Source organism: Allobosea sp. 05T439 (genome assembly GCF_056396005.1).
In genome coordinates, this window is the sequence record NZ_JBFTKP010000006.1 from 15368 (window position 1) to 39794 (window position 24427).

20 protein-coding genes are annotated in these 24427 nt (G+C 66.3%); 8 read left to right on the top strand and 12 right to left on the bottom strand.

What is annotated here, in order from left to right; genetic code table 11:
* The first annotated feature begins 44 nt into the window (after window positions 1-44).
* The gene (locus AC1DIO_RS08605) at window positions 45-3221 is read left to right on the top strand and encodes an efflux RND transporter permease subunit (protein ID WP_441490173.1); all 3177 of its coding nucleotides are present in this window, start codon (window positions 45-47) and stop codon (window positions 3219-3221) included.
* 38 nt (window positions 3222-3259) lie between these two features.
* On the opposite strand, the gene AC1DIO_RS08610 is transcribed toward AC1DIO_RS08605, so the two are convergent.
* A complete protein-coding gene (locus AC1DIO_RS08610) occupies window positions 3260-4948 on the bottom strand; it encodes a saccharopine dehydrogenase family protein (protein WP_441490172.1) in 1689 nt (562 codons plus the stop codon).
* Window positions 4945-6585, bottom strand: coding sequence for a DCC1-like thiol-disulfide oxidoreductase family protein (locus AC1DIO_RS08615; protein ID WP_476853328.1), 1641 nt, complete (start codon window positions 6583-6585; stop codon window positions 4945-4947). Before AC1DIO_RS08615 ends, AC1DIO_RS08610 begins: the two co-directional genes overlap by 4 nt.
* 215 nt (window positions 6586-6800) lie before the next feature.
* Here AC1DIO_RS08615 and AC1DIO_RS08620 point away from each other — a divergent pair, with 215 nt between their 5' ends.
* Entirely contained in the window at window positions 6801-7439 is a 639-nt protein-coding gene (locus tag AC1DIO_RS08620; RefSeq protein ID WP_441490170.1) for a lysophospholipid acyltransferase family protein, read from the top strand.
* Window positions 7440-7479: 40 nt separating this feature from the next.
* Here AC1DIO_RS08620 and AC1DIO_RS08625 read toward each other — a convergent pair whose 3' ends face one another.
* Entirely contained in the window at window positions 7480-8109 is a 630-nt protein-coding gene (locus AC1DIO_RS08625; RefSeq protein WP_441507247.1) for an EipA family protein, read from the bottom strand.
* 222 nt (window positions 8110-8331) lie between these two features.
* On the opposite strand from AC1DIO_RS08625, the gene AC1DIO_RS08630 reads away from it, so the two are divergent.
* Window positions 8332-9702, top strand: a complete 1371-nt coding sequence (locus AC1DIO_RS08630; protein ID WP_441490168.1) for a sensor histidine kinase — start codon at window positions 8332-8334, stop codon at window positions 9700-9702.
* Between the two features lie 142 nt (window positions 9703-9844).
* Here the strand turns inward: AC1DIO_RS08630 and AC1DIO_RS08635 are convergent, their stop codons facing one another.
* The 4 genes from AC1DIO_RS08635 to AC1DIO_RS08650 form a co-directional block, all read right to left on the bottom strand.
* The gene (locus AC1DIO_RS08635) at window positions 9845-10528 is read right to left on the bottom strand and encodes a response regulator transcription factor (protein ID WP_476853329.1); all 684 of its coding nucleotides are present in this window, start codon (window positions 10526-10528) and stop codon (window positions 9845-9847) included.
* A 153-nt stretch (window positions 10529-10681) separates the two neighbouring features.
* On the bottom strand, window positions 10682-11326 hold the full coding sequence (locus AC1DIO_RS08640; RefSeq protein ID WP_476853330.1) for an outer membrane protein: 645 nt from the start codon (window positions 11324-11326) through the stop codon (window positions 10682-10684).
* A gap of 159 nt (window positions 11327-11485) precedes the next feature.
* Window positions 11486-12115, bottom strand: coding sequence for a methyltransferase family protein (locus AC1DIO_RS08645; protein ID WP_441507243.1), 630 nt, complete (start codon window positions 12113-12115; stop codon window positions 11486-11488).
* Window positions 12116-12137: 22 nt separating this feature from the next.
* Window positions 12138-14582, bottom strand: coding sequence for a heavy metal translocating P-type ATPase (locus tag AC1DIO_RS08650; RefSeq protein WP_441507242.1), 2445 nt, complete (start codon window positions 14580-14582; stop codon window positions 12138-12140).
* A gap of 103 nt (window positions 14583-14685) precedes the next feature.
* Between AC1DIO_RS08650 and AC1DIO_RS08655 the strand changes: the two genes are divergently transcribed.
* Entirely contained in the window at window positions 14686-15102 is a 417-nt protein-coding gene (locus tag AC1DIO_RS08655) for a MerR family transcriptional regulator (RefSeq protein WP_441490493.1), read from the top strand.
* A gap of 97 nt (window positions 15103-15199) precedes the next feature.
* Here AC1DIO_RS08655 and AC1DIO_RS08660 read toward each other — a convergent pair whose 3' ends face one another.
* Window positions 15200-15670 (bottom strand): Lrp/AsnC family transcriptional regulator, encoded by a 471-nt coding sequence (locus tag AC1DIO_RS08660; RefSeq protein WP_441490492.1) that lies wholly within the window; start codon window positions 15668-15670, stop codon window positions 15200-15202.
* A gap of 193 nt (window positions 15671-15863) precedes the next feature.
* Between AC1DIO_RS08660 and AC1DIO_RS08665 the strand changes: the two genes are divergently transcribed.
* Entirely contained in the window at window positions 15864-16385 is a 522-nt protein-coding gene (locus tag AC1DIO_RS08665; RefSeq protein WP_476853331.1) for a cysteine dioxygenase, read from the top strand.
* 39 nt (window positions 16386-16424) lie between these two features.
* Here the strand turns inward: AC1DIO_RS08665 and AC1DIO_RS08670 are convergent, their stop codons facing one another.
* Window positions 16425-17066, bottom strand: coding sequence for a Vgb family protein (locus AC1DIO_RS08670; RefSeq protein WP_441507241.1), 642 nt, complete (start codon window positions 17064-17066; stop codon window positions 16425-16427).
* Window positions 17067-17076: 10 nt separating this feature from the next.
* Window positions 17077-18297: a helix-turn-helix domain-containing protein gene (locus AC1DIO_RS08675; RefSeq protein WP_476853332.1), complete on the bottom strand. Its 1221-nt coding sequence runs from the start codon at window positions 18295-18297 to the stop codon at window positions 17077-17079.
* A 130-nt stretch (window positions 18298-18427) separates the two neighbouring features.
* Between AC1DIO_RS08675 and AC1DIO_RS08680 the strand changes: the two genes are divergently transcribed.
* The gene (locus AC1DIO_RS08680) at window positions 18428-19195 is read left to right on the top strand and encodes a DUF899 domain-containing protein (protein WP_476853333.1); all 768 of its coding nucleotides are present in this window, start codon (window positions 18428-18430) and stop codon (window positions 19193-19195) included.
* A gap of 8 nt (window positions 19196-19203) precedes the next feature.
* Window positions 19204-19479, top strand: coding sequence for a hypothetical protein (locus AC1DIO_RS08685; protein ID WP_476767783.1), 276 nt, complete (start codon window positions 19204-19206; stop codon window positions 19477-19479).
* Between the two features lie 147 nt (window positions 19480-19626).
* On the opposite strand, the gene AC1DIO_RS08690 is transcribed toward AC1DIO_RS08685, so the two are convergent.
* Both AC1DIO_RS08690 and AC1DIO_RS08695 read right to left on the bottom strand, forming a co-directional pair.
* The gene (locus tag AC1DIO_RS08690; RefSeq protein ID WP_441507237.1) at window positions 19627-20994 is read right to left on the bottom strand and encodes a sigma-54-dependent transcriptional regulator; all 1368 of its coding nucleotides are present in this window, start codon (window positions 20992-20994) and stop codon (window positions 19627-19629) included.
* The gene (locus AC1DIO_RS08695) at window positions 20991-22811 is read right to left on the bottom strand and encodes a sensor histidine kinase (protein WP_441507236.1); all 1821 of its coding nucleotides are present in this window, start codon (window positions 22809-22811) and stop codon (window positions 20991-20993) included. Before AC1DIO_RS08695 ends, AC1DIO_RS08690 begins: the two co-directional genes overlap by 4 nt.
* Window positions 22812-23024: 213 nt before the next feature.
* Here AC1DIO_RS08695 and AC1DIO_RS08700 point away from each other — a divergent pair, with 213 nt between their 5' ends.
* Window positions 23025-24359 carry a dicarboxylate/amino acid:cation symporter gene (locus tag AC1DIO_RS08700; RefSeq protein WP_441490156.1) on the top strand — a complete coding sequence of 445 codons (1335 nt, stop codon included), beginning with the start codon at window positions 23025-23027 and terminating at the stop codon, window positions 24357-24359.
* Window positions 24360-24427: the final 68 nt, after the last annotated feature.

Sequence of the window (24427 nt, forward strand, 5' to 3'; positions counted from 1 at the left end):
ATGGCGCCCGTCGTCAGGCCTGAGGCGCCCGAAGGGGGCATCTCATGAATCTCTCCAAGTTCTTCATCGATCGCCCGATCTTCGCGGGCGTGCTGTCGGTTCTCATCCTGGTCGCCGGCCTGCTCTCGCTGCGTGTGCTGCCGATCTCGGAATATCCCGAAGTCGTGCCGCCGACCGTGGTGGTGCGCGCGCAATACCCGGGCGCCAATCCTCGCGTCATCGCCGAAACCGTGGCCACGCCGATCGAGGAGCAGATCAACGGCGTCGAGGGCATGCTCTACATGTCCAGCCAGGCGACGACCGACGGCGTGATGACGCTGAACGTCACCTTCAAGCTCGGCACCGATCCCGACAAGGCACAGCAGCTCGTGCAGAACCGCGTCTCGCAGGCGGAGCCCCGCTTGCCGGAAGAGGTGCGGCGCCTCGGCGTCACCACGATCAAGAGCTCGCCGGATTTGACGATGGTGGTGCACATCACCTCGCCGAACGATCGCTACGACATGACCTATCTGCGCAACTACGCAGTCCTGAACGTCAAGGACAGGCTGGCGCGCATCGACGGCGTCGGCCAGGTCCAGCTCTTCGGCTCGGGCGACTATTCGCTCCGCGTCTGGCTCGATCCGCAGAAGGTCTCCGAGCACGGGCTCTCGCCGAGCGACGTCGTGCGCGAGATCCGCGCGCAGAACGTCCAGGCTGCTGCCGGCGTCATCGGCGCCTCCCCGAACGCCCCGGGCCTCGATCTCCAGCTCTCGGTCAATGCCCAGGGGCGCCTTCAGAATGAGGAGGAGTTCGGCGAGATCATCATCCGCACCAGCCCGACCGGGGCTGTGACGCGGCTGAAGGATGTCGCGCGCATCGAACTCGGCGCGGCCGACTATGCCCTGCGCTCGCTGCTCGACAACAAGTCGGCGGTCGCGGTGCCGATCTTCCAGGCGCCGGGCTCGAATGCCATCGCCATCGCCGACAACGTCCAGGCGGTGATGCGCGAGATCAAGCAGAACATGCCGGAAGGCGTGGACTACGCGATCGTCTACGACACGACCCAGTTCGTGCGCGCCTCGATCAAGGCCGTCATCACCACGCTGCTCGAGGCCATCGCGCTGGTCGTGCTCGTCGTCATCGTCTTCCTGCAGACTTGGCGGGCCTCGATCATCCCGCTGGTCGCCGTGCCGGTCTCGGTCATCGGCACCTTCGCCGTGATGTATCTCTTCGGCTTCTCGATCAACGCGCTCAGCCTGTTCGGCCTCGTGCTCGCCATCGGCATCGTCGTCGACGACGCCATTGTCGTGGTCGAGAATGTCGAGCGCAATATCGAGCAGGGGCTGGAGCCCCGCCAGGCGACCTACAAGGCGATGCGCGAGGTCTCCGGCCCGATCATCGCGATCGCGCTGGTGCTGGTCGCGGTTTTCGTGCCGCTCGCCTTCATCAGCGGCTTGACCGGCCAGTTCTATCGCCAGTTCGCGCTGACCATCGCGATCTCGACGGTGATCTCGGCGATCAACTCGCTGACGCTGTCGCCGGCGCTGGCAGCCCTGTTGCTGCGTTCGCACCACGCCCCGAAGGATGCGCTGACCCGCGTCATGGACAAGCTGTTCGGCTGGTTCTTTCGTGGCTTCAACCGCTTCTTCAATCGCAGCTCTCAGGCCTATGGCGGCGGCGTGCGCCGCATCCTGACCCGCAAGACGGCGATGATGGCGGTCTATCTCGTGCTCGTCGGCCTGACGGTCGTGCTGTTCCGCACTGTCCCGGGCGGCTTCGTGCCCGGCCAGGACAAGCAGTATCTCGTCGGCTTCGCGCAACTGCCCGACGCCGCCACGCTCGACCGCACCGAGGACGTCATCCGCAAGATGGGCGAGATCGCCCTGAAGCATCCCGGCGTCCAGAGTGCGGTGTCCTTTCCCGGCCTCTCGATCAACGGCTTCACCAACTCGTCGAATGCCGGCATCGTCTTCGTGACGCTGAAGCCCTTCGAGCAGCGCAAGGACCCCTCGCTCAACGGCGCCGCGATCGCCATGCAGCTCAACAAGGAGTTCGCCGGCATCAAGGAGGCATTCATCGCGATGTTCCCGCCGCCGCCGGTGCAGGGGCTCGGTACGATCGGTGGCTTCAAGCTGCAGATCGAGGACCGCGCCGGCCTTGGCTACAAGGCGCTCGATGAAGCGACCAAGGCCTTCATGGCCAAGGCTGCGACGGCGCCCGAACTCGCCGGCATGTTCTCGAGCTTCCAGGTGAATGTTCCGCAGCTCTATGCCGATATCGACCGCACCAAGGCCCGCCAGCTCGGCGTGCCGGTGACCGATGTCTTCGAGACGCTGCAGATCTATCTCGGCTCGTCCTATGTCAACGATTTCAACAAGTTCGGGCGTACCTACACCGTCCGCGTCCAGGCTGATGCGCCCTTCCGGGCCTATCAGGAGGATATCGGCAAGCTCCGGGTCCGTTCGACCTCAGGCGAGATGGTGCCGCTGAGCGCTGTGCTGAACGTGCGTGCCGATGCCGGGCCGGAACGGGCGATGCGCTATAACGGCTTCCTGGCCGCCGACATCAATGCCGGTCCGGCACCCGGCTTCTCGTCGGGGCAGGCTCAGGCGGCGGCGGAGCGCATTGCCAACGAGACGCTGCCGAAGGGCTTTGCCTTCGAATGGACGGACCTGACCTATCAGGAGATCCTGGCGGGCAACTCTTCGCTGATCGTCTTCCCGATCGCGATCCTGCTCGTCTTCCTGGTGCTGGCGGCCCAGTATGAGAGCCTGACGCTGCCGATCGCGATCATCCTGATCATCCCGATGGGCCTGCTTGCCGCCATGGCTGGCATCTGGTGGAGCGGCGGCGACAACAACGTCTTCACCCAGATCGGTCTCGTCGTGCTGGTCGGGCTATCTGCGAAGAACGCGATCCTGATCGTCGAGTTCGCCCGCGAACTGGAGTTCGAGGGCAAGACGCCGGTCGAGGCCGCGATCGAAGCCAGCCGTCTGCGCCTGCGTCCGATCCTGATGACCTCGCTCGCCTTCATCATGGGCGTGGTCCCGCTGGTGATCTCGACCGGTGCCGGCGCCGAGATGCGTCAGGCGATGGGCATCGCGGTCTTCGCCGGCATGATCGGCGTCACCGCCTTCGGCATCTTCCTGACTCCGGTCTTCTACGTGCTGATGCGGGCCCTGACCGGAAACAAGCCGCTGAAGCATGTCGAGGCGGAAGCGGAACTGGCGCAAGCCGCCTGACCGGGGCACAGGCTGCCCTGAGGGGGAGTCTGACGGCTTCAACCAGCCAGAACGCGCCGGGCCCTGTCCGGCGCGTTCTGCTGCGAGGCGCCGGTATTGTCAGCCGTCGGCTCGAGCCAGCCGCGATAGTGCACAACCAGTCCGATTAGCGGCAATGCGATCGGGACATCGAAATGGAAGCGGCCATCCTCCTCCCATTCGCGCGCCAGCGATCGAGGCGCCAGGGCAAGTGGCATGGGGACGGGGCCCAGCCACCAACGCTTCAGGTGCATCGCGAGCCCCTTGTCGTCAGCGAGCAGATCGAAGCCGAAGCGCAGCGGGCCAAAGCGCTCCATGAGCAGCCGCCCCTGCTGCGACAGCCGGCTGCTGAAGCGGCGGCCCGAGAAGTCGCGAATCCAGGTTTCGACGCCGCCACTCTCCGCAAAGGCGACGTGCAGCCCATGCTCCCCTTCAGGCGGAAAGCCGAATAGGGCCGCTATAGCGCGTGCAACCGGGTTGTGCCCGCGCGTCACCATCGCCCGTCCATGGGCGCCGCGATCGCGGAGGACAGTGTGGATCGCGCGGAGGGCCGCAGGCAGGGTTGCGAAGGCATCGCCGAGGACCCGGGCATAGAGCGGGGGAGGCTGCGGCAGCTCTGCCATCTCGTGCCGGATCGCCAGTCGCGTGAAGGCCGGCTCGAACTCTGGCAGTGACAGCATCTCGCCGGCATCGCGGGCCCCGGCTGGAACGTCACGCCTGGCGAGCCTGTCGACGAGGATTGCGGCCGCCAGGCCTGGAATCTCCGGACCATCGCCCTTGCTCGCGATCAATGTCCATCGCCGTTCGACACCCCGGCCGTCAGCGTACCCGAACAGTCGAACCATCATGCCGGAGCGATCGCTGCCCCATGAAGAGCTCAGCCGCTGCGCTTGAAGGACCAGGGGCGCAAAGCGGGTCAGGTTCTCGATCCAACCCCATCGAACAGGCCAGCTTGCCAGCCAAAGCGCACGGTTCTGCCAGCGGAGCTCGGTGCCGGCTCTAAAACTGACGGAGGGCTTTCCCGGAAGGCGATCGGGCAGGAGAGTGAGATCGGGCACATCTGCCAGGGCCACGAGGCGGCCAGCAAGAGGTGGCTCGCCGGCAATCGTAAAGTCTTCGCGCCTGATGTCCTGCCAGCCAAAGCCGTTCGCCCGGCGCGCTGCGCGCCAGAGCGGGATCGGCTTGCCGATATAGGAGAAGATTGCCTTCGTGACCGAAGCGCCCGCGGTCGCGCGGTTTGAAGCGCTGATCGCGAGCTCGACGGCGCTGAGCTGATCCATACCGTCTGCGAGGGCGCGAACCACAGCGCCCGACAAAGCAGGGACGCTGGAGGCGCCCGAGACGACGACCACGTCGGCGGCCAGGGCCGCTTCAGCGAGAGACCCGATGCCGGTGACGAAATCGCGCGCATCGGCGATGTCGAGATAGTGGCACCGCGCGGCGATACAGGCGCGAGCGACCGCATAATCCAGGCCCTGAAAGGGGCCTGCGGCGTCGATCAGGACAGCAGGGCGGTGCTCGGCGAGCGCCAGCGCGATATCGCGGTCCCGGTCCAGGAGAAGCGGGGTGAGGCGCAGTCTGCCAGCGCAGAAGCGTTCCGCCTTCTCCAGGCTGCGCCCGGCGACCAGGACTTCGTGCCCCGTATCGGCCAGCCGCCGCGCGATGCGGGCACCGAAGCCGCCATAGCCACCGAGCAGGAGAACCTTCACAGGATGCGGTCCGCCATATCCGGGGTGGGGCGCCAGCAGGTTTCGCGTCGGCCGAACCAGCGATAGCGATTGCGGGCAACAAGGCGATAGAGCCGGTCGCGGAGCGGTCGTGGAATGACGCGTGCCGCCAGTGCGATGCGCCAGGGCCAGCCCAGCCCTGCCGCAATGGCGATGACAGCGTCCGACCGGCCCAGGATTCGCCCGCCCTCGATCAGCAGCATCGTCTCGAAGTCCGACTTGGGAAGGCCGAGGCGGTGATAGAGTTCCTGGCCAAGGGGCCCTTGCGCGGTGGTGAGCGTGAAGCGGCGTTCATGGTCATTGCGCATGACGAATTGTGCCTGTTGCGAGCACATCACGCATTCACCGTCAAACACGATCACGCGCCTGCCTTGGGTCTGCGCCTCGATTGCGTCGCCCAGCGTGATCGCCGCTGGGGCGGGCAGCCCGAGCCGTTTCAGGGGTGCGCCGATCAAACCGCTGACCATCGCCGCCAGGATGGCAGGGGCCGGCCAGATCCGGGCGAGCGGCCCGACGATCCGATCGCGGAGCAGGGGCAGGATCCGGCTGTCGGATTGATAGACCGGCGTGAACATCGCGCTCATGGTCTGATAGAGCCGGACATGTCGGCGACGCGCGGCGATGGCAAAACCTGGCGCAGTCGTCGTCTCGTTCCCGTCGCGCAGCGCCTTTGCGAGCGCGAAGGCGTCGAGCAACGCCATATTGGCTCCCTGACCGAGCTGCGGGCTCGTCGAATGCCAGGAATCGCCGATATGGATCAGGCCAGGCTCCGTTGGGACGGGCGTGGTCCTATGGGCATAGCGTGCGAAAGTCAGTTGATCCGGCGTTTCGATCTGCGCGAGCAGGGGCGCAGTTGCCGGCCATAGCTTGAGGACGTCCGCCTTCCACGCCGCAAGTCCGGAGCGTTGCCAGTCCGAGAGACGGTCGCAGCGCAGCGACCAGAAGAAGGCTGCCTTTGCGGTCGGCGCTTGGGCCAGCCGGCCGATGGGTAGGACCCCGACCATCGTGCTCGCGCGGATATAGCGCTGTTCCAGCGTCGCCATGTCGAAGCCCGCGTCGTCGGGCCAATCGAGGCTGGCCCAGAGCGCGCCATAGGCCAGCGGCCGGCCCTGATGGCGCGCGAGCGGGCTCATGGTGCCAAGGGCATCCACGACAAGGTCGAAGGGCTCCGTCCGTGTGCCGTYGGCAAAGATGAGCGCGCGCCTGTTCGCCCCGACGATTTCGCTCGAGGCCACGCTGCGGCCTCCCTCGATCGCAATTCCGGCCTCTCGTGCGGCGTCGTGCAGGATGTCGAACAGTGCAGCGCGATGAATGCCGATGCCATGGCCGGCATCCTGCCCAAGTGCCGCATAGCGCACGTCGAGTACGATGCGCTGCGACGGTTCGGCGCGCCCGAAGAGCCGGTCGATCCTGGCCCCCGCCGCGAGGGTGGCTTCGGCGAGCTTCAATTCCCGGAGGACGGCGAGACCGGTCGGCTGGATCATCAGACCGGATCCGACCGGACGAGGCGTCTCGAAGCGCTCGAACAGCCTGACGCGATGTCCGTCGCGATGCAGCATCAGTGCGGCCGCCAGCCCTGCCGGGCCGCATCCCGCTATCGCGATATCCTTGGCTGGCATGAAACCCGACTTGGAGGAAACTGAACCCTTGCACGATAGGCAGGGCGAACCCCGCCGGCAACGGGGCATGCCGCTCGTTTCGCCATTCGGGGGCCGCAACCTGTCCGTGCAATGTTCCAGCAAGCCAACGCGCCGACCACTCCAGGTGATTCACCGTGGAGATTGGGGCGATGCATCTCAGGGAAGAACGATCAGCGGGCCTCGCGGGGCGCGCGTTGCATGCGTATCTGAATCTCGTGGCGCAAACCACGCGCTTCAAGCCGGTGATCCCCGGCGCGCGGCCCTGGGAGCGCAGCCGCGAACCGTTCATCGCCATGACCTGGCATGGCCAGCAGATGTTGAGCCTTGTCGCCCTGGACGGGGCGCCCAAGACAGCCGTGCTGGCCTCGCTCCATTTCGACGGTTCGGTGGTCGCCTCGGCGATGGAGCGCGCCGGCTACCGCGTCATTCGCGGCTCGGGCACGCAGAGCCGGCTGAAGATCCAGGCCAAGCGCGGCGTTCCGGCCTTCATCGAGATGCGCGACGCGCTGCGCGGCGACACCAGCGTGCTGTTGACGGCCGATGTGCCGAAGGTTTCGCGGGTTGCCGGCAAGGGGGCCATCCAGTTGGCGCGGGCGTCGGGCCGGCCGATCTATCTCTTCGCCGCAGTGACGACGGCACGCGTCGATCTCGACAATTGGGACAAGGCCAGCATCGCCTTGCCGTTCGGACGCGGGTGCGTGGTCTGGTCCGAACCGCTCTATGTCCGGGCATGCGCCGATGAACGCGAGATCAACCTGACTGCGCTGGAGATCACCGCCCGGCTCGACGAGTTGCATGCCCTGGCGCATCAGCATCTCGGACATCGCGCCTGACGCGCGCGAGGCGTTCGGTCCGACCGTGCTCGTCTTCCTTTTAGCGTCGGCCCGGCGGTGGGCAATCGGCCGGGTTTGCGCAGATGTTTGCAGGAGGGCGCAGGACGCCGCGATCATTCGCAGGCTCGATGCGGATGCGGCTGAGTTCCCCCGACAATCGCAGGCCGAGCCCGGAGGAGATCAACACGATCCGGGCTCGGTCGGAGGCGAGGACCATCGCATTGGCGCCGGCCACAAAATGCGCGCCGCCGCCGAGGCTGGCATAGACCCCGAAGACGTCTTCATGTCGGTCGAGGCCGTAGACCAGCATGATCACCCGCCCGTAATCGGCCCCGAGCCCGATCCCGACCGAGAGGGCCGACCATGTCACCGGGGAGGGCATGCCGTCGGCGAAGCGAAGCTCACCGACGCCGTGTCGGCCGCCAACGACGAAGGAGCCACTGACCTCTCCGCCGACAATATAGGCGTTCGGCTCTCCGAAGAGCGAAAGGGAGCGCTCGACGGGGATGCTGACCGTCTTGGAAGCGGTGTCGAAGGCCCGTTCGACGAGACCCAGAATGTCGCGCCCCGGGGCGGTCGGCAGTTGCCCCGGCCTGATGGTCTCCTCAGCCCGGGCGCCCTGCGTCAGGCCAAACAGCAGCGCGAGCATGGCGGCCAAGGCGAAGCGCAAGCGCAGCTCTCCCGATCTGGCTCTGTGCGCACTCATGAGACAAGCAGACTCGAGGGAGGGTTGAACGAAGATGGGGATGCAGTCCATGGACATGGACTGCGGGCGCGGTCCCCGGATTCGCAAGCCATAACCGCACAGAGGCTCCGTGACGATTCATAGCTCGACGAGCACCACGACAGTGAAGCGCCTGACGCCCCAGCGCAATCGGGTGCTGTCCGATCCGTGCGCGGCAAATCTTCGCTCCGGGGGCTGCCGGTGATCTCGCTCTCACGCGCCCTGACGATCCGGCTGACGCTTCTCGGCTTCGCCCTCTTCGCGGCGGTCATCGCCGCTGTGCTGGCCTTTACTTTCATTACCGAGGATCCTGGGGCGCTACGCAACGATGTGACCTCCGAGATCATTCGGCAAGGCGTGCGTCAGACTGCGGCTGACGGGTTGCGGGTGGAGAAGACGCCGACCCTGATCAAGATCGAGAGCGCCAGCCCCAGACTCTGGTATCTGGTTTCCGACGGACGGTCCGTTGTCGAGTATGCCCCAGAATTGCGGCCGAGCCTTCCCATCGATGTCAGGCTCGATGGACCGACGATTGCTGCGCAGATGCGGGTCGGTGGTGGCGGCGACAACGGCCTGGCCTTCGACATCATCGAGATGGAAGGCAGCCGCGTCATCGTCGCGACGGGCGGCGGACGTCCGGGATGGGACCTGATTCTTGCCTATTTCCTGCGGGCCATCGCGATTCCGGCGCTGGTCATCTCTTTCATATTCGGGGTCATCATCGCCTCGGCGATCGCCATGTCGGTCTCCTATATCACCGCGCGGCTGCGGAGTGCGGCCGAAGCTGCGGCCAGCATCGATCCCAGGGCGCCGCGAGGCCTGCTGCCGACACAGGAAACGCCGGTCGAGCTGATGCCGCTGACGACGGCGCTGAACTCAGCGCTCGACCAGATCGCCAGCAACATGGATGTGCAACGGCGCTTCATGAACAACGTCGCGCACGAATTGCGCACGCCGCTCGCCGTCATGCGGACCAAGATCGACACTGTTTCCGATGGCGTCGTGCGCACCGCATTGGCGACCGATGTGAACCGGCTGACGACGATCGTTTCGTCGATGCTGCAGCTCGCCCGGCTGCACAGCACCGATCTGCCGTTCGAGCCGGTTCAGCTCAACAGCGTGGCCCGTGACGTACTCGTCGATCTCGCGCCGCTGATCCTGCAGAACGCGATCGACGTGGCGCTCGAGGAGGAGGGCGACGACACGCGAACGATCATGGCCAACGAAGCCACGGTTCGCGCCGCGGTGGCCAATCTGATCGACAACGCACTTCGTCATGCCCAGGCGAAATCCAGCATCATMGTGCGGGTCATCGATGGCGTCGTGCTGGAAGTGGCGGATGACGGGATCGGCATCGCGGCAACCCAGCGTTCGGAAGTGACGGAGGCGTTCAACCGCATGTCGCCGCGCTCGACCGGAGCGGGGCTCGGCCTCACCATCGTACGGGACATCATGACCGCACATCGCGGGACATTGACCGTCCTGGCGACGCGCGGCGGTGGCACGACCGTCCGCCTGCTGTTCTCTGAAGGAGAATGACGGGCTCAACCATCGGCCCGAAACGGGGAATGCGGAGTTCGGGAAAGCCGATGCAAGCACGGACGGCCAGATCATCAGGCCCGATACGATATCTGGACTGATGATCTTGGTCGATTGGTGACAGGGACCGAGCCCGGCGGCCTCACACGGGCTGTTCGGACTTCCTCCGGATGTAGCCGATGCCGCGCAGCGACGAGATCTCGACATTCGCGGCAGCCTCCTTGAGCTTGCGGCGCAGCCGCGAGATCTGGGCTTCGAGCGTGTTGGACTCGATCAGGTCATCGAAGCCATAGACCGCTTCGATCAGGACGTTGCGGGTGACGACACGCCCGGCGCGCTGGACCAGCGCTTCCAGGATCAGCGCCTCGCGCCGTCGCAGGTCGAGCGGAACGGCCGAGACCGAGGCGTTGCGACCCTCGATGTCGATCGAGAGGTTGCCTGCCGAGATCACCAGCGAGCGGCCGGGATAGCGGCGCCGCGCAATGACCCTGATGCGGGCGATCAGCTCGCCCGGTTCGAAGGGCTTGACCAGGTAATCATCCGCGCCGCCATTGAGGCCGTCGATCACGTCGGATTTCGCATCTCGCGCGGTCAGGATCAGGAAGGCTGGACGGGGTTCCGCCGTCTTCATCGCCTTGACGATCGACAGGCCGTCGCCGTCCGGCAGACGCCGGTCGACGACGGCGATGTCGAAGGGCGCCGTTTTGAGGGCGGCCAGCGCCGCTTCGACACTGCTGGTGCGGTCGACAATAAAACCTGCACCAAGCAGGAGGGACGACAGGAACGACATCAGCTCCGGTTCGTCTTCGACAATCAGAGCGCGCATGTCGTTCCTGCCGTAGGCCATGGCTGGAACGCGTCGCAGAAAAGCTCGGGGCAGCTCTTCAAACGCATCACATCCCATCCATGCTCATGAACKGCCCTCTGGGCCGTAGGTTATTCGGGCCCGGAGCGACCGGGCCCCGGATAGTCTAGCGGATCAGAACCGGTAGTTMACACCGRCTTTGACCAGATGTTCATTGACACCGACCTTGGTGCGGGCCGAGCCGAACTGGAAGTTCTGCTTGCCGAGCGAGACGTAGTTGTACTCGACCTTAGCCGACAGGTTCTCGGTGATGCCGTACTCGACGCCGCCGCCGAGGACATAGCCGACCTTGCTCTTCGTCTTCGAGATCCCGTTATTCKTCGCCTTGATGTTGCCATAGGCAAGACCGCCGGTGGCATAGACGAGGACGCGGTCGAAGGCGACGCCGGCGCGGGCCTTGGCGGTTCCGACATAGCGCGTGTCGGCGCTGGTGCCGACGGTGCTGCGCGACGAACCCTTGCCGAAGCCGTTCATCGAGATATCGCCCTCGAGACCATAGACCATGCTGCCGGTCTGGACGTTGTAACCGATCTGGCCGCCAAGCAGCGTCTCGTTGCGGCTCTTCCTGGTCACTCCTGTGAAGCGGTCGAATGCGCCGCCAGCGTGAATACCGGCATAGACGCCGTTCCAATTATAGCGAAGCGGCTGGGTGTGGGTCGGCCATTGCTGGGTGCGCGGCACCGGGCGATCCGCCGCAGCCGCTGGGACCGCAAGCACTGCCAGCAGGCAGAGGCTCATGATCGGGATTGAACGATGCATCGATAACTCCTCGCGGCAGCCGGGGGCCTCGCCGCGTCTCCTTGCTCCCGAATCCGTGGATCGGATCAGTCGAACACCGCGCAAATTGCTGGTGAAGATTACGGCAACGTTGCCCGCCATGCGTGCAGCGGCGGAAGCGCTGGGATGGTGAACGAAGGCTTATCGCGCAGGGGCGGTGCGCGGGCGCCTGGTCCCGATCCAACGCCGGACGCGGCGCTGATAATCGCGATAGGGTTCGCCGAGCGAGGCTGCGAGCACGCGCTCCTCGATCCTGACCTGCAGGGCGATCGCCGCGAATAGCGCCAGCGTCAAAGCAATCTGGATCAGATTGGGCAGCACGATGAAGAGGCCGGTGAACAGGACGGCCTGGCCGACGAAGACCGGATTGCGCGAGATCGCGAAGGGACCGCCATCGACGATGGGTCCAAGCTCGCCCTCGGCCGCGCCGATACGCCAGGACACGCCCATGAAACGCTGCGAGATGATGGCGATGCAGGCGCCGACGACAACAAGAAGATGGCCGAACACGTCGAACCAGGGACCGTCGAGCCAGATTGCCAAAGGGTCGGCCTTGATCGGGTTGCCGAAGATCGCCAGGCCGAGGGGCCAGAGCACGCCGCCGATGAAGGCGATCCGGAAGAGCAGGGCCGGCACGCCCTGCGGCTCCGAGCCCTTGCCGAACAGCCAGATCGGCCGTCCGGCCTCCTTCGCCAGGATGGCCGACATCGCGAGGAAGCTGATGACGTAGACTACGACCATCAGATAGCTCGCGATCTCCATCGGACTCATGGGCAGGCTTCCGTTCCCTTGATCAGCCGGCCTTGCCTGCGTCGAAACGCAGAAGGCGCAGTGCATTGGCCGTGACGATCACGGTCGCGCCGGTATCGGCGAGGATCGCGACCCAGAGCCCGGTATAGCCGAGCACGCTGGTGACCAGGAAGACCGCCTTCAGCCCGAGCGCAATCGTGATATTGGTGCGGATATTGCCCATCGTGGCCCGCGCCAGCCGGATCATCGCAGCGATGTCGCGCACGCGGCTCTTCAGCACCGCGCCATCGGCGGTCTCCAGGGCGACATCGGTGCCGGACCCCATGGCGACGCCAACGGATGCTGCCGCGAGCGCCGGGGCATCGTTGATGCCGTCGCCGACCATCATCACAGGCGCGTCGGCGCCGAGCGCCTTGATCGCCGTGACCTTGTCGTCGGGCATCAGCTCGGCCTTGTGATCCAGGCCGAGTGCGCGGGCGATGGCCGCGCCGGTGCGGGCATTGTCGCCGGTCAGCATGATGGAGCGGACGCCGAGATCCTTCAGCTCTGCGACCGCTGTCGCGGCATCGGCTCTGGGCTCGTCGCGCAGCGCGATCAGGCCGGCGAGAGCGCCGTTCGCGATCACGGCCGCCACTGTCTTTCCAGCCGATTCGAGCTGTTCGACCGCAGCGCTCGCCTTGGCGTCGAATTCGGCGCGCCTGGTCGCGTGACGCGGTGCGCCGACGAAGATCGAGATGCCATCGAGCGTGCCGGTGACACCCTGGCCGGGGATGGCGGCTGCCTCGGAGGCGGGGCGGATCGCGATGCCATCCTGCTTCGCACGTGCCAGAACCGCCTCTGCCAGCGGATGGCTCGAACCGGTCTCGACCGCAGCGGCCAGGGCGATCACATCGGCCTCGGTCTTGCCGAGGCTGATGACCTCGGTGACGCGCGGGCGCCCCTCGGTCAGCGTGCCGGTCTTGTCGAAGGCGACGATCCCGGTCTTTGCGGCGGTTTCGATGACGACGCCGCCCTTCATCAGCAGGCCCTGTCGGGCGCCGGAGGAGAGCGAGGCGGCGATCGCGGCTGGAACCGAGATGACGAGCGCGCAGGGGCAGCCGATCAGCAGCAGCGCCAGGGCCCGATAGACCCAGACCGCCCATTCACCCCCGAAGAACAGCGGCGGGACGAGTGCGACGGCGAGCGCAAGACCGACGATCGCAGGCATATAGACACGCGAGAACCGGTCGATGAAGCGTTCGGTCGGTGCGCGTGCTTCCTGCGCCTCTTCGACCAGCCGGATGATGCGGGCGATGGTGTTGTCCTGCGCCGCCTTGGTCACCCGCACACGCAGCGCGGCTTCGCGATTGACCGAGCCCGCAAAGACCGGTTCGCCGACGCCCTTCGTCTTCGGCACGGATTCGCCGGTGACCGGGCTCTCGTCGATCCCGGAGATACCGTCGGTGATGTCGCCGTCGGCAGGGATGCGGTCACCCGGACGGACGAGGACCGTCTGTCCGATCGCGAGCTTGGCCGCATCGACCTGGCGGGTTGCGCCGTTCTCCTCGACGAGGGCGGTCTTGGGAACGAGGTCGCCAAGCGCGCGGATCGAGGCACGCGCGCGATCGGCGGCGACGCCCTCGAGGACCTCACCGACGGCGAAGAGGAAGACGACGAGGGCCGCCTCCTCCGCTGCGCCGATGAAGAGCGCGCCGGCGGCAGCGATCGTCATCAGCATTTCGATGGTGAAGGGCATGCCGGCGCGGGCGGCGGCGAAGGCGCGGCGTGCCACGGGAGTGACGCCGATCACGCAGGCGAGAATGAAGGCCCAATGGGCTGCGGCCGGCCAGATCAGGCCCGCGGTCCAGGCGCCGCCGAGCAGGGCGCCGGTGCCGAGAACGAGCCGGCCCTTGTTGGTCTGATACCAGGAGACGCCCTTCGGCGTCGCTTCGTGAACATGGCCGGGCAGGCCGTGCCCCTGGTCAGCCGTTCGTGCCGCAGCTTTCGCTTCGCCTGCATCCGAACGGGCATGCGCGTGGCCGTGATCATGATCAGGGTGGCCATGATCGTCATGGGAGCAGCCAGGGCCGTGAACATGCGCCGGCTTGGGTGCGGCGTGGCTGTGATGATCATGGTCGTCATGGGAGCATCCGGGACCGTGAACATGGGCCGGCTTGGGTGCAGCATGGCTATGATGGTCGTGGGCCTCGGAGCCATGATCGTGCCCGCATCCTCCGGGCGCAGCGGTCTCAGCGACGGGCGCTGCTTTCGCCTGGATCGAGGTCGTGGTGTAGCCAAGGCTTGCGACGCGCTTTTCGATTGCCGCCGGCTTGGTGCGGCTCTCGTCGAGGGCCAGCGACAGCGTCTCGGCCATGACGGAAAGCTTGACCTCGCTGACGCCGGGCAGGCGCTCCACCGCGCCACGAATGGTCGCCGCGCAGCTTGCGCAGTCCATGCCGCCAACCTTCCAGCTCAGGAGCTGCGGTTTGGCTTGGGCAGTGCTGGACATGACTTGTCTCCGCTTGACGGGCTTGTGAGACACCCCATGTACAATCTGGAGTGACTAGAGGTTCAAGAGGGAAATCATGCTCGAGGCAAAAAAACTCGAACGGGTGGTTCCGATCGGCGGACTTTCCGATCGGACCGGCGTCAAGGTCGAGACCATTCGCTATTATGAGCAGGTCGGGCTGCTGCCGCCACCCGAGCGTTCGGAAGGCAATCAGCGCCGCTACGGACGACGCCATATCGAGCGGCTCGCCTTCATCAAGCACGCTCGAGATCTGGGTTTCCCCGTAGAAGGCATCCGGACCCTGCTCCGCCTCTCCGACAATCCGGCGATGGCCTGCGATGAAGCCCATGCGATCGCGGTCAGCCATCTCGACGAGGTCCGCGACAAGATCGCGAAGCTGCGCTCGCTGGAGACCGAGCTCGCTCGCATCGCCACCACTTGCTCGGGCGGCGTCAAGGCTTGCGACTGTGCGATCATCGAGGCCTTGGCCGATCACGGACAATGTCGCCACGGTCATTGACAGGGTTGAGCCCGAACCGTCCGGGATTGCCGGCGGTTGCCGAGCATTGCGCGACCGGAGGACCGGGGGTCGACAGCCACTGGCGCTTGCTCCGGGCTCAGGAGCCGTCCTTGGCGAAGGCCAGGGGGATCGCAGTTGTCGACTTGAGCTCCTCCATTGCGAACATGGAGGTCACGTCGTTGAGGTCGACGCGTGAAATCAGCTTCTTGTAGAGGGCGTCATAGGCCGCGATATCGGGCACGAAAGCCTTGAGCAGGTAATCGATTTCGCCGCTCATCCGATAGAAATCGACGATCTCGGGCAGGTCGGCGACGGCGGCGTGGAAGCGCTCGAGCCACTCCATCGAGTGGCGGCTCGTCTTGACCGCGATGAAGACGGTTACGCCGGCTCCCAGCCTTGTACGGTCGAGCAGCGCCACCCGCTTTCGAATGAGGCCGCTGCCTTCCAGCTTCTGCACGCGGCGCCAGCATGGAGTGGCCGAGAGGCCAACCTCTGCGGCCAGCTCGGCCAGCGGCATGCTGGCGTCCCTCTGCAGGCAGGAGAGAATTCTGAGATCGAACTCATCCAGCTTGGCCATGGTCCCTCATGCGATCGCGCGATCCGGTTGCCCATTTGATCATGGAATGGGTAACAGATTTCAAGGACAGAGAACAAATTGGTATGAGTTTCTAGAAGTGGGGAATTTTTGACCGAGATCGCAAACGCGTTTCCCGTCTCCCGAGTTATCCTTGCTGCAAGCGATGGAGAGGGGAGTTCGCGTCATGCAGGGGTTCTTGAGCGAGGGCAGGCGCGCAGACGTGCTGCAGGTCCTGCGGACGGATAGCGGCACGCTTTCCCGCGATTACCTCAAGRMGGCCCGCGCGGTGCTCGAAGAGATCGTTGCCAATCCGGAAGCCATTCTGCGCCTGCCCCTGGAGCGCAAGCCCGGCAGCTATGCCCGGAACCTTCTCGTGGGTGACGATGGCGTCAGCGTCTGGGCGATGGTCTGGAGCCCCGGCGCAGCGACGTCGATCCACGATCACCATTGCTCCTGCTGCTTCGGGGTGGTCAGCGGAACGGTCACCGAGACCTGGTATCGCGCCGTCGACGAGAGCCGTGCCGTCCCCACCCAGGAGCATGCGCGCATGCCGGGCTTCGTGGGCTGCATGCTGCCCTCAGGTCCCAATATCCACCGCATGCAGAACCTCGGCAGCACGGACGCGATCTCGATCCATATCTACGGCTTCGATCATCAACGCCACGCCTCGTCGATCGAGACTGAGTTCACCGTCCTGACGAACTGAACTGCGCTGCAGGCGAGCGCGGCCGGCAGGGATCGAGGCTTAGGCCAGGCGCCTCGGTCGGCGGACGGCTCTCACCTTGCCACTGTTTCCGCCTCCGCAGAAGAACTGATCACCGCCATCGGCCTCGAGCCCTGACACGCCCATGCCGGGCGGCAGATCGAGCACCTCCAGGACCTCTCCCGTTCGAGGGTCGACTCGTCTCAAGTCGCTCTCGTCACCGTCCCATGTGCCGTGCCAGAGTTCCTGGTCGCTCCACGTGACTCCGGTGACGAAGCGATTGGATTCGATTGTGCGAAGAATCGTCCCGGTCTCGGGATCGATCTGATGGATTTTGCGGTCCCGGTACTGCCCCACCCAGAGTGTCCCTTCGGCCCAGGCGAGCCCCGAGTCGCCGCCGCCGCCCGGAGCGGGGATCGTCGCAAGCACATGACCGGTCTTCGGATCGATCTTCTGAATGCGGCTTTCGGCAAGCTGAAACAGGTGTTGGCCGTCGAAGGCCGTTCCGGCATGTGCTGCCACCTCGATCGAGCGAACCGTCTTCCCGCTGGCAGGGTCGAGCGCGCTCAGCTTGTCGCCGGACGCGAACCAGACGTGCTGGCCATCGAAGGTCAATCCGTGGACGTGGTCGACACCCGGAAAGGGACCATACTCACGGAGAATTTCGGCTGCTGATTTTTCCATGCCTCTCATCCTAGTCGCTTGGCAGCGGAGCGGGGAGTAACAAGGTTGTCGTGAATCCCGGCATCGGCGGGGTGATCCAGCGCCGCGCCCGTCCGTGACCGAAGGATTGCACCTTTCCGGTTGCCGCAAGCGCGTCCAGCGCCCGCTGCACGGTCCGCTGGCTGGCGCCAAGCGCAAGCGCGAGCGCGGAGCTCGACCACGCCTCACCATCGGCAACGAAAGCCAGCACGTCCGCATGCCGTTCCTCAACGGGCCGGGCCAGGACGGCGACATCGCCAGCGTGGTGCAGCGCTAGCGAGAAGCCTTGTTTCGTCGCGCTTAAGCCGGCCAGCCCCCGCAGCAATCGGCGCAGCCGCCCAATTTCGACCCGCAACCGGGCGCGGTGCGATTCGTCGGCCTGCTTCGCTCCGAAGGCCCGCGCGACGAGCATGTCGCGCGATACGTCCCCGGGCCACGCTTCGGCCAGTGTCCGTGCCAATGCGAACAAGACCGGGCGGGTGGCGAGTGAGACAACCCTGTGCGGGGCGCGCACCACATATCGGCACGCATCCACCACGAGAGCATCCGACGCCTGCAGCGTCTCGACATCCTGGAGCAGGAGCGGGCGCTCCTCGCCACGCGCGATCAGCCGTGCTGCCGTTGTGCTCAGCAGGAGGGCCGCGCTTTCGACCTCTGCGGTCAGCGCCGGGATACCGGCACGGCGCGCCGCATCTTCGGCATGCGCAAGCGCAACACGCGCCGCCTTCGTCCGGAGGCGTCGCATCGCGATTCCTGCCGCCACCAGTTCGTGGACGGTCCGCGATGCGGGCGGAAGGGGGATGGGGTCGAGTTCGGCAAGCTTGCGCTCGGCCTCGTCGAGGCGCCCGATCAGCAGGAGCCGGCGCACCTCGAGATGCCGCGCATGGGCGCCGTTCAGCCGGTCACCGTGCTCCTCGAGTGTCGCGCGCGCTGCATCGAGCGCCTTCGCAGGCCAGCCGAGATCGCGGGAGGCGAGCGCGATCTCGGCCTCGGCGACAATGCACCGTGCTCTCGCCACGGCCTCTTTCGGGCCGAAGGAACGGGCCGCGCGCCGCAGGAGACCCTTCGCCCGAACGAGATCCCCGAGCTGGGCCATCGCGATGCCCCGCAGCGCGAGCGCGGGCGCATMGTCGCGCAGCGCAACCCGGTTCAAGGCGCCGAGGGGATCGCCTGCGGCAAGCGCGCGCGCCGCCGCGGTGATCAGAGAGTCCATCGGAATCCCGTCACATTTGTCACTCCCACCCCTCGAGGCGCTGTCCCTATCAATCTCATCACCGCCGACCACCCGTCGCTTCGCAAGAGGGGCGAGCGGCGAAGGTCACCTGACGACAGGAGCTGCGACAATGACGATACATATCACCGGGACGCGTGAAGAGTGGCTGGCCGCCCGGCTCGGGCTGCTCGATGACGAGAAGGACCTGACACGGCGCAGCGACGAACTGGCGCGGCGGCGCCAGGAACTGCCCTGGGTGCAGGTCGACAAGGAGTACCGCTTCGAGACCGATGATGGCAGCGCCGCACTGACGGACCTCTTTCGAGGGCGCTCGCAACTCCTCGTCTATCATTTCATGTTCGGGCCCGACTACAAGGCGGGGTGCCCGTCCTGCTCTGCAATCGCCGATGGGTTCAACGGCTTCTACCTGCACCTCGCGAACCACGATGTGACGCTCACGGCGGTGTCGCGGGCGCCGCTCACCAAGCTGCAGGCCTACAAGCAGCGGATGGGGTGGACGTTTCCCTGGGCATCCTCGGCCGGCGGCGACTTCAATTACGACTTCAACGTCTCGTTCACCGAGGACGTGCAGCGCGCGGGGGCGATAGACTACAACTATCGGCGCAGCGGTTTCGTAATGGACGCACTGCCGGTCACGGGCCCCGTCGCCGATTTCGCGGCCATGTCCGGGACCGATGTGCCGACATATACGCGCGACAGGCCGGGCATGAGCGCCTTCGTGCGCGACAATGGCGTCGTCTACCACACCTATTCCACCTATGCGCGCGKGGTGGATGGCATCTGGGGCATGTATCCCTGGCTCGACCGCGCACCCAAGKGGCGCAACGAGGCCGGTGGTCCCTGGTGGCGCCGCCACGACGAATACGAGCAGGGGTGAGTGAGGTCATGGCGATCCGTTCCGAAAGCGGCGGCGTGGCGGCTCACGGTGCTGCCGACTGGCTATGCCTCGCGGCAGCGCCGACCTTCGCGGTCATGGCGCTGCTCACCGGCATGAATGGCGGTGGTCAGCTGGATATCCTCTGCACGGCCGCACAAGGCGCATCTCCGTTGAACGGAATGGTGCCGATGTACGTGCTGATGAGCGCTTTCCACATGGCGCCCTGGCTGAAGCTGATCGCCAGTCGGCAGGAGCGGCGGCGCACGCTGAGGACTTGGCGCTGACGTTCACGATGACGATGGCGGACACCGGCCATAATGCCCGAGTCCGGCTTTGCGCCACAACGGCCTCCCTGCGGGGGGCATCAAGCGATTTCGTGCCGTTGGTATCCGCTCGCACGCCGGTGCGCGGGCGGTTATCCTCGCCGGAGCTCACCCGGGCATCGCGTAAGCCGCGCGGTCGATGCCGTGACGGGCGAGCTTGTCGTAAAAGGTCTTGCGCGGGATGCCCAGCATCTCGAGGGTTGCGCGGACATCGCCGCGATTGGCTTCCAGCGCCTCGCGGATCAGGTTCGCTTCGATCGCGGTGAGGCGCTCGGGCAGGCTGGAGGGCACGGCATCCTCGCGCGCCTGCGCAGCCGGCATGTCGCCGGAGAGCCCGAGCGCCACGCGTTCGGCGAAATGGACCAGCTCACGGACATTGCCCGTCCAGGCATTCTCGACCAGGTGACGCTCGACGCTGCGGTCCAGCGCCGGCACCTCGCGCCCGTATTTTCGCGCCGCCCGGGCGAGGAACTGGGCAAAGAGCAGCGGCACGTCGCGGCGCCGCTCGCGCAGGGGAGGGATGCGCAACGTGACCACGTTGAGGCGGTAATAGAGATCCTCGCGGAAATCGCCGCGCTGCGCGGGGTCGCCTAGATCGAGCTTCGTCGCGGCGACGACGCGCAGGTCGACGCGGCGCAGGTCGTTGGAGCCGAGCGGCGTGATCTCGCGCATCTCCAGCACGCGCAGCAGCTTGACCTGGGCTGCGGGCGGCATGCTCTCCAACTCGTCGAGGAAGAGCGTGCCGCCGCTGGAATGCTCGATGCGGCCGATCCGTCGCTTCTGCGCGCCGGTGAAGGCGCCGGCCTCGTAGCCGAAGAGCTCGCTCTCGATGACGCTCTCGGGCAGCGCGCCGCAGTTCAGCGCGACGAAGGGCTTGTCGCGGCGGCGACCGAGCCGATGCAGCAGATTGGCGACGACCTCCTTGCCCGTGCCGGTTTCGCCCAGCACCAGGACGTCGACATCGACATCGGCGAGATCGCGAATGGTCTGGCGCAGGCGCAGGATGGCAGGCGCCTCGCCGAGCAGCGCGGTCTCCTCGTCGGAGCTGGCGGCAAGCGCACGCAGGCGACGGTTCTCGATGATGAGCGCGCGCTTCTCCACCGCACGGCGCAAGGTTTCGACCAGGCGCTCGGTCGAATAGGGCTTGGCGATGAAGTCATAAGCGCCTTCGCTCATCGCCTCGACCGCCATGGCGATATCCGCATGACCGGAGATCACGATCACCGGAATGTCCGGATCGAGGGCGCGCAGTTGCCTGGACAAGGCGATGCCGTCCATGCCGGGCATACGTACATCGGTCACGACGACGCCGGCATAGTCCGGGCCGATACGGTCGAGCGCGGCCTGGGCCGAGCCCAGTGGCACCGCACGGAAGCCGGCGAGGCGCAGCGCCTGCGCATTGGCGTCTCGCAGATCGGGATCGTCATCGACGAAGGCGACCTCGATGATGCCGTGGGTGCTGTCGGGACCGGTCATGCGGCTCTCTTCAGGCTGATCGTGAAGGTGCTGCCTTTTCCGGCGCGGCTGGCGACATTAAGCGTGCCGCCGAAGGCCGCGACGATGTCGTGGGAGATCACCAGCCCGAGGCCGAGCCCGCGCGATTTCGTGGTGCGGAACGGGGTGAAGAGCGCCGCCAGGGCCTCCGCGTCGAGCCCCGGTCCGTTATCGACGATGGCGATCTCGACGTGCTCGGCTTCAGTTGCGATGCTGATGGCGAGCCGCGGTGCCTGCCCGTTCCGGCGCTGGGCCATGGCCTCGATGGCGTTGCGCATCAGGTTGACGAGGACCTGTTCGAGTTCGACCGGGCGGGCAAGCACCGAGACCGGCGGGGTCAGCGCCGGGACCACCGGCGTGACGCCGGCCTGGCGCAGCGCGGCATCGAGGATCATCAGCGCGCCGTCGATCGCCTCTCGAAGATCGACCGGCCCAAGCGGCCCCCCGCCGCGCCGCGCGAAGCCGCGCAGCGTGTCCGTGATGGTGCCGATCCGCTCGGTCAGCCTGACGATCTTGCCCAGCGCGCCGTCGACGCTGGCCGCATCCGTACGCTCGAGGAAGGCGCGGGCATTCTCGGCATAGGTCCGCATCGCGGCGAGAGGCTGGTTGATTTCGTGGGCGACGCCGGCCGTGACCTGGCCCAAGGTTGCGAGTCGGTTGGCCTTTGCCAACTCCTCGCGCGCATCGGAGAGGCGCTCCTGCGCCCGCGTGCGCTCCGCCATCTCTTCGACGAGCCGGGCATTCGCTCCGGCGAGCGCGGCGGTGCGCTCGGCGACGCGCCGTTCGAGCTCGTCCTTGATCCGCGCCTCGGCGCTGCGCCTAGCGAGGTTGACCTGACGGCGGCGCAGCGCCAGCGCGCCGAGCGCGGCGCCCGGCATGAGCAGGAGCGCGATGAGCGTCTGCAGTTCCGCCCGCTGGTCGCGGATCGCCTGGTCGACCGGGAGGAGCACCTCGAGCCTCCAGTCGGTGGTCGGGATCGGGATACGCGAGGCGACATGCGCTCCGGCAACAGCGCCGGTGCCGCGGACGATTTCGTCCTCGCGCTGCAAGGGCAGCAGCGTCAGCGGCGCGGCGCCGAATTGCAGGGACTGCCGGATCTCAGCTGCTGTCTGTGGGGCCAGGGCCTCTTCGACCCGGAAGCGCCAGTCCGCAAATGTGGAGAGCAGCACGACGCCGCGCTTGTCGACGACGAAGGTCTGCCCGCCGAGCGCCCGCCAATCGGCCTCGACCTGGTCGAACTCGACCTTGACCACGATCACGCCGAGCGCGGTCTCGCCGTCATCCACGCGGCTGGTGATGTAGAGGCCGGGGCGCTTGCTGACCGTGCCGAGCGCAAACTGCTCGGCCGCGCCGCCGGAGACGGCAGCGCTGAAATAGTCGCGGAAGGCGTAGTCGTTGCCGACAAAGCTCGTCGGCTCGCGCCAGTTGCTCGCGGCGATCGTGATCCCGTCCTTGCCGAGCACATAGATCACGGCGGCGCGGGTCTCGCGCGCGATCGCCTCCAGCTTGCTGTCGAGGGCCTGCCTGTCGCCATCGACCAGGGCCGCGCGCACATCGGGATCGCGCGCCAGGATGACCGGCAATGCGCGCTGCTTCTCCAATTCGCCGCGCAGGATCGCGAGCGCCAGCGTGCCGGCATCCTCGGCGCGAGCGTGCGTGGTCGCGATGGCGCGGTTGCGGCCGATATCGCCGGCGATCACGAAGGCGACGACGGCGATGACCGCGACAAGCAGCCCGAAGGCGATCCAGCGGCGCCTGGCCGCCCAGCGGTCGCGCTCTTCCGGCGGGGGTATGGTCATGTCCCATCATGTGCGGAAATCCGCACAAATCAACCTTTCGCTGTGCGGGGGATCGCCAGGGTGCATCGCCGCGAGAAGCGCGTGGCCGGTCAAGCCTTTGAATATACGCAATTAAATTCGTCTTCAGGGCTTGGCACGGCGATTGCCAACAGCGCGGCCAAGCGGCGTCCAGAACAGCAAGAACACCGCGAGACCGACCCCAAGGAGGAAGTCATGGCGATCACGCTCGACCAGGCGCCGGCCCAGCCGGCCCCTGCCAGGAAATTCTATCAGCATCTCTATGTGCAGGTGCTCGCGGCCATCGCGGCCGGCATCCTGCTCGGCCATTTCTGGCCGGAGCAGGGCGCTGCCCTCAAGCCGCTCGGAGACGCCTTCATCAAGCTGGTGAAGATGATCATCGCGCCCGTCATCTTCCTGACGGTCTCGACCGGCATCGCCGGAATGAGCGACATGCAGAAGGTCGGGCGCGTCGCCGGCAAGGCGATGATCTACTTTCTGACCTTCTCGACGCTGGCGCTGATCATCGGGCTTGTGGTCGGTAACTTGCTGCAGCCGGGCGCCGGCCTGCACATCAACCCCGCCAGCCTCGACGCGAAATCGGTGCAGGGCTACGCGACCCAGGCGCATGATTCCAGCGTGGTCGGCTTTCTCCAGAACATCATCCCGAACACGATCGTCGGCGCCTTCGCCTCCGGCGACATCCTGCAGGTGCTGTTCTTCTCGGTGCTGTTTGGCCTGTCGCTGTCGATGGTGGGCGAGCGCGGCAAGCCGGTGGTCGACTTCCTGCAGGCCCTGTCGGCGCCGATCTTCAAGCTCGTCGCCATCCTGATGAAGGCGGCCCCGCTTGGCGCCTTCGGCGCCATGGCCTTCACCATCGGCCGCTATGGCATCGGCTCCGTCGCCAATCTGGCGATGCTGATCGGCACCTTCTACCTGACCTCGGCGATCTTCGTGCTCGTCGTGCTCGGTGCGGTCGCGCGCTATAACGGTTTCTCGATCCTGGCGCTGATCCGCTACATCAAGGAAGAGATCCTGCTGGTGATCGGCACGTCCTCCTCGGAGGCAGCGCTGCCGACCCTGATGGAGAAGATGGAGCAGGCCGGCTGCAAGCGCTCCGTCGTCGGCCTCGTCGTGCCGACCGGCTACTCGTTCAACCTCGACGGCACCAATATCTACATGACGCTGGCGGCGCTCTTCATCGCCCAGGCCATGGACATCCACCTGCCGCTCGGCGACCAGATCCTGCTGCTGCTGGTGGCGATGCTGAGCTCGAAGGGAGCGGCCGGGATCACGGGCGCTGGCTTCATCACGCTGGCCGCCACCCTGTCCGTCGTGCCGGCCGTCCCGGTTGCCGGCATGGCGCTGATCCTCGGCATCGACCGGTTCATGTCGGAATGCCGTGCGGTGACCAACTTCATCGGCAACGCCGTCGCCACGATCGTGGTGGCGCGCTGGGAGGGCGAGCTTGATCAGGACCGGCTCAAGGCCGCGCTGAGCGGCGATCTGCCGGACCTGCTCGACGAGCCCTTGCTCGCCCCGGCCGAGTGATCCTTGCCGCCGCTGGCACGTGAGCGGACCTGAAGCTGCGGAATGTGCCAGCCACCGGCTGGCCAGTC

Bases quoted from the DNA above. Each gene is read 5' to 3' on its own strand.
- AC1DIO_RS08685 (WP_476767783.1), top strand. From the start codon at position 19,204: ATGGCGATCCGTTCCGAAAGCGGCGGCGTGGCGGCTCACGGTGCTGCC.
- AC1DIO_RS08700 (WP_441490156.1), top strand. From the start codon at position 23,025: ATGGCGATCACGCTCGACCAGGCGCCGGCCCAGCCGGCCCCTGCCAGG.
- AC1DIO_RS08635 (WP_476853329.1), bottom strand. From the start codon at position 10,528: ATGCGCGCTCTGATTGTCGAAGACGAACCGGAGCTGATGTCGTTCCTG.
- AC1DIO_RS08650 (WP_441507242.1), bottom strand. From the start codon at position 14,582: ATGTCCAGCACTGCCCAAGCCAAACCGCAGCTCCTGAGCTGGAAGGTT.
- AC1DIO_RS08690 (WP_441507237.1), bottom strand. From the start codon at position 20,994: ATGACCGGTCCCGACAGCACCCACGGCATCATCGAGGTCGCCTTCGTC.
- AC1DIO_RS08645 (WP_441507243.1), bottom strand. From the start codon at position 12,115: ATGAGTCCGATGGAGATCGCGAGCTATCTGATGGTCGTAGTCTACGTC.
- AC1DIO_RS08605 (WP_441490173.1), top strand. From the start codon at position 45: ATGAATCTCTCCAAGTTCTTCATCGATCGCCCGATCTTCGCGGGCGTG.
- AC1DIO_RS08670 (WP_441507241.1), bottom strand. From the start codon at position 17,066: ATGGAAAAATCAGCAGCCGAAATTCTCCGTGAGTATGGTCCCTTTCCG.
- AC1DIO_RS08695 (WP_441507236.1), bottom strand. From the start codon at position 22,811: ATGACCATACCCCCGCCGGAAGAGCGCGACCGCTGGGCGGCCAGGCGC.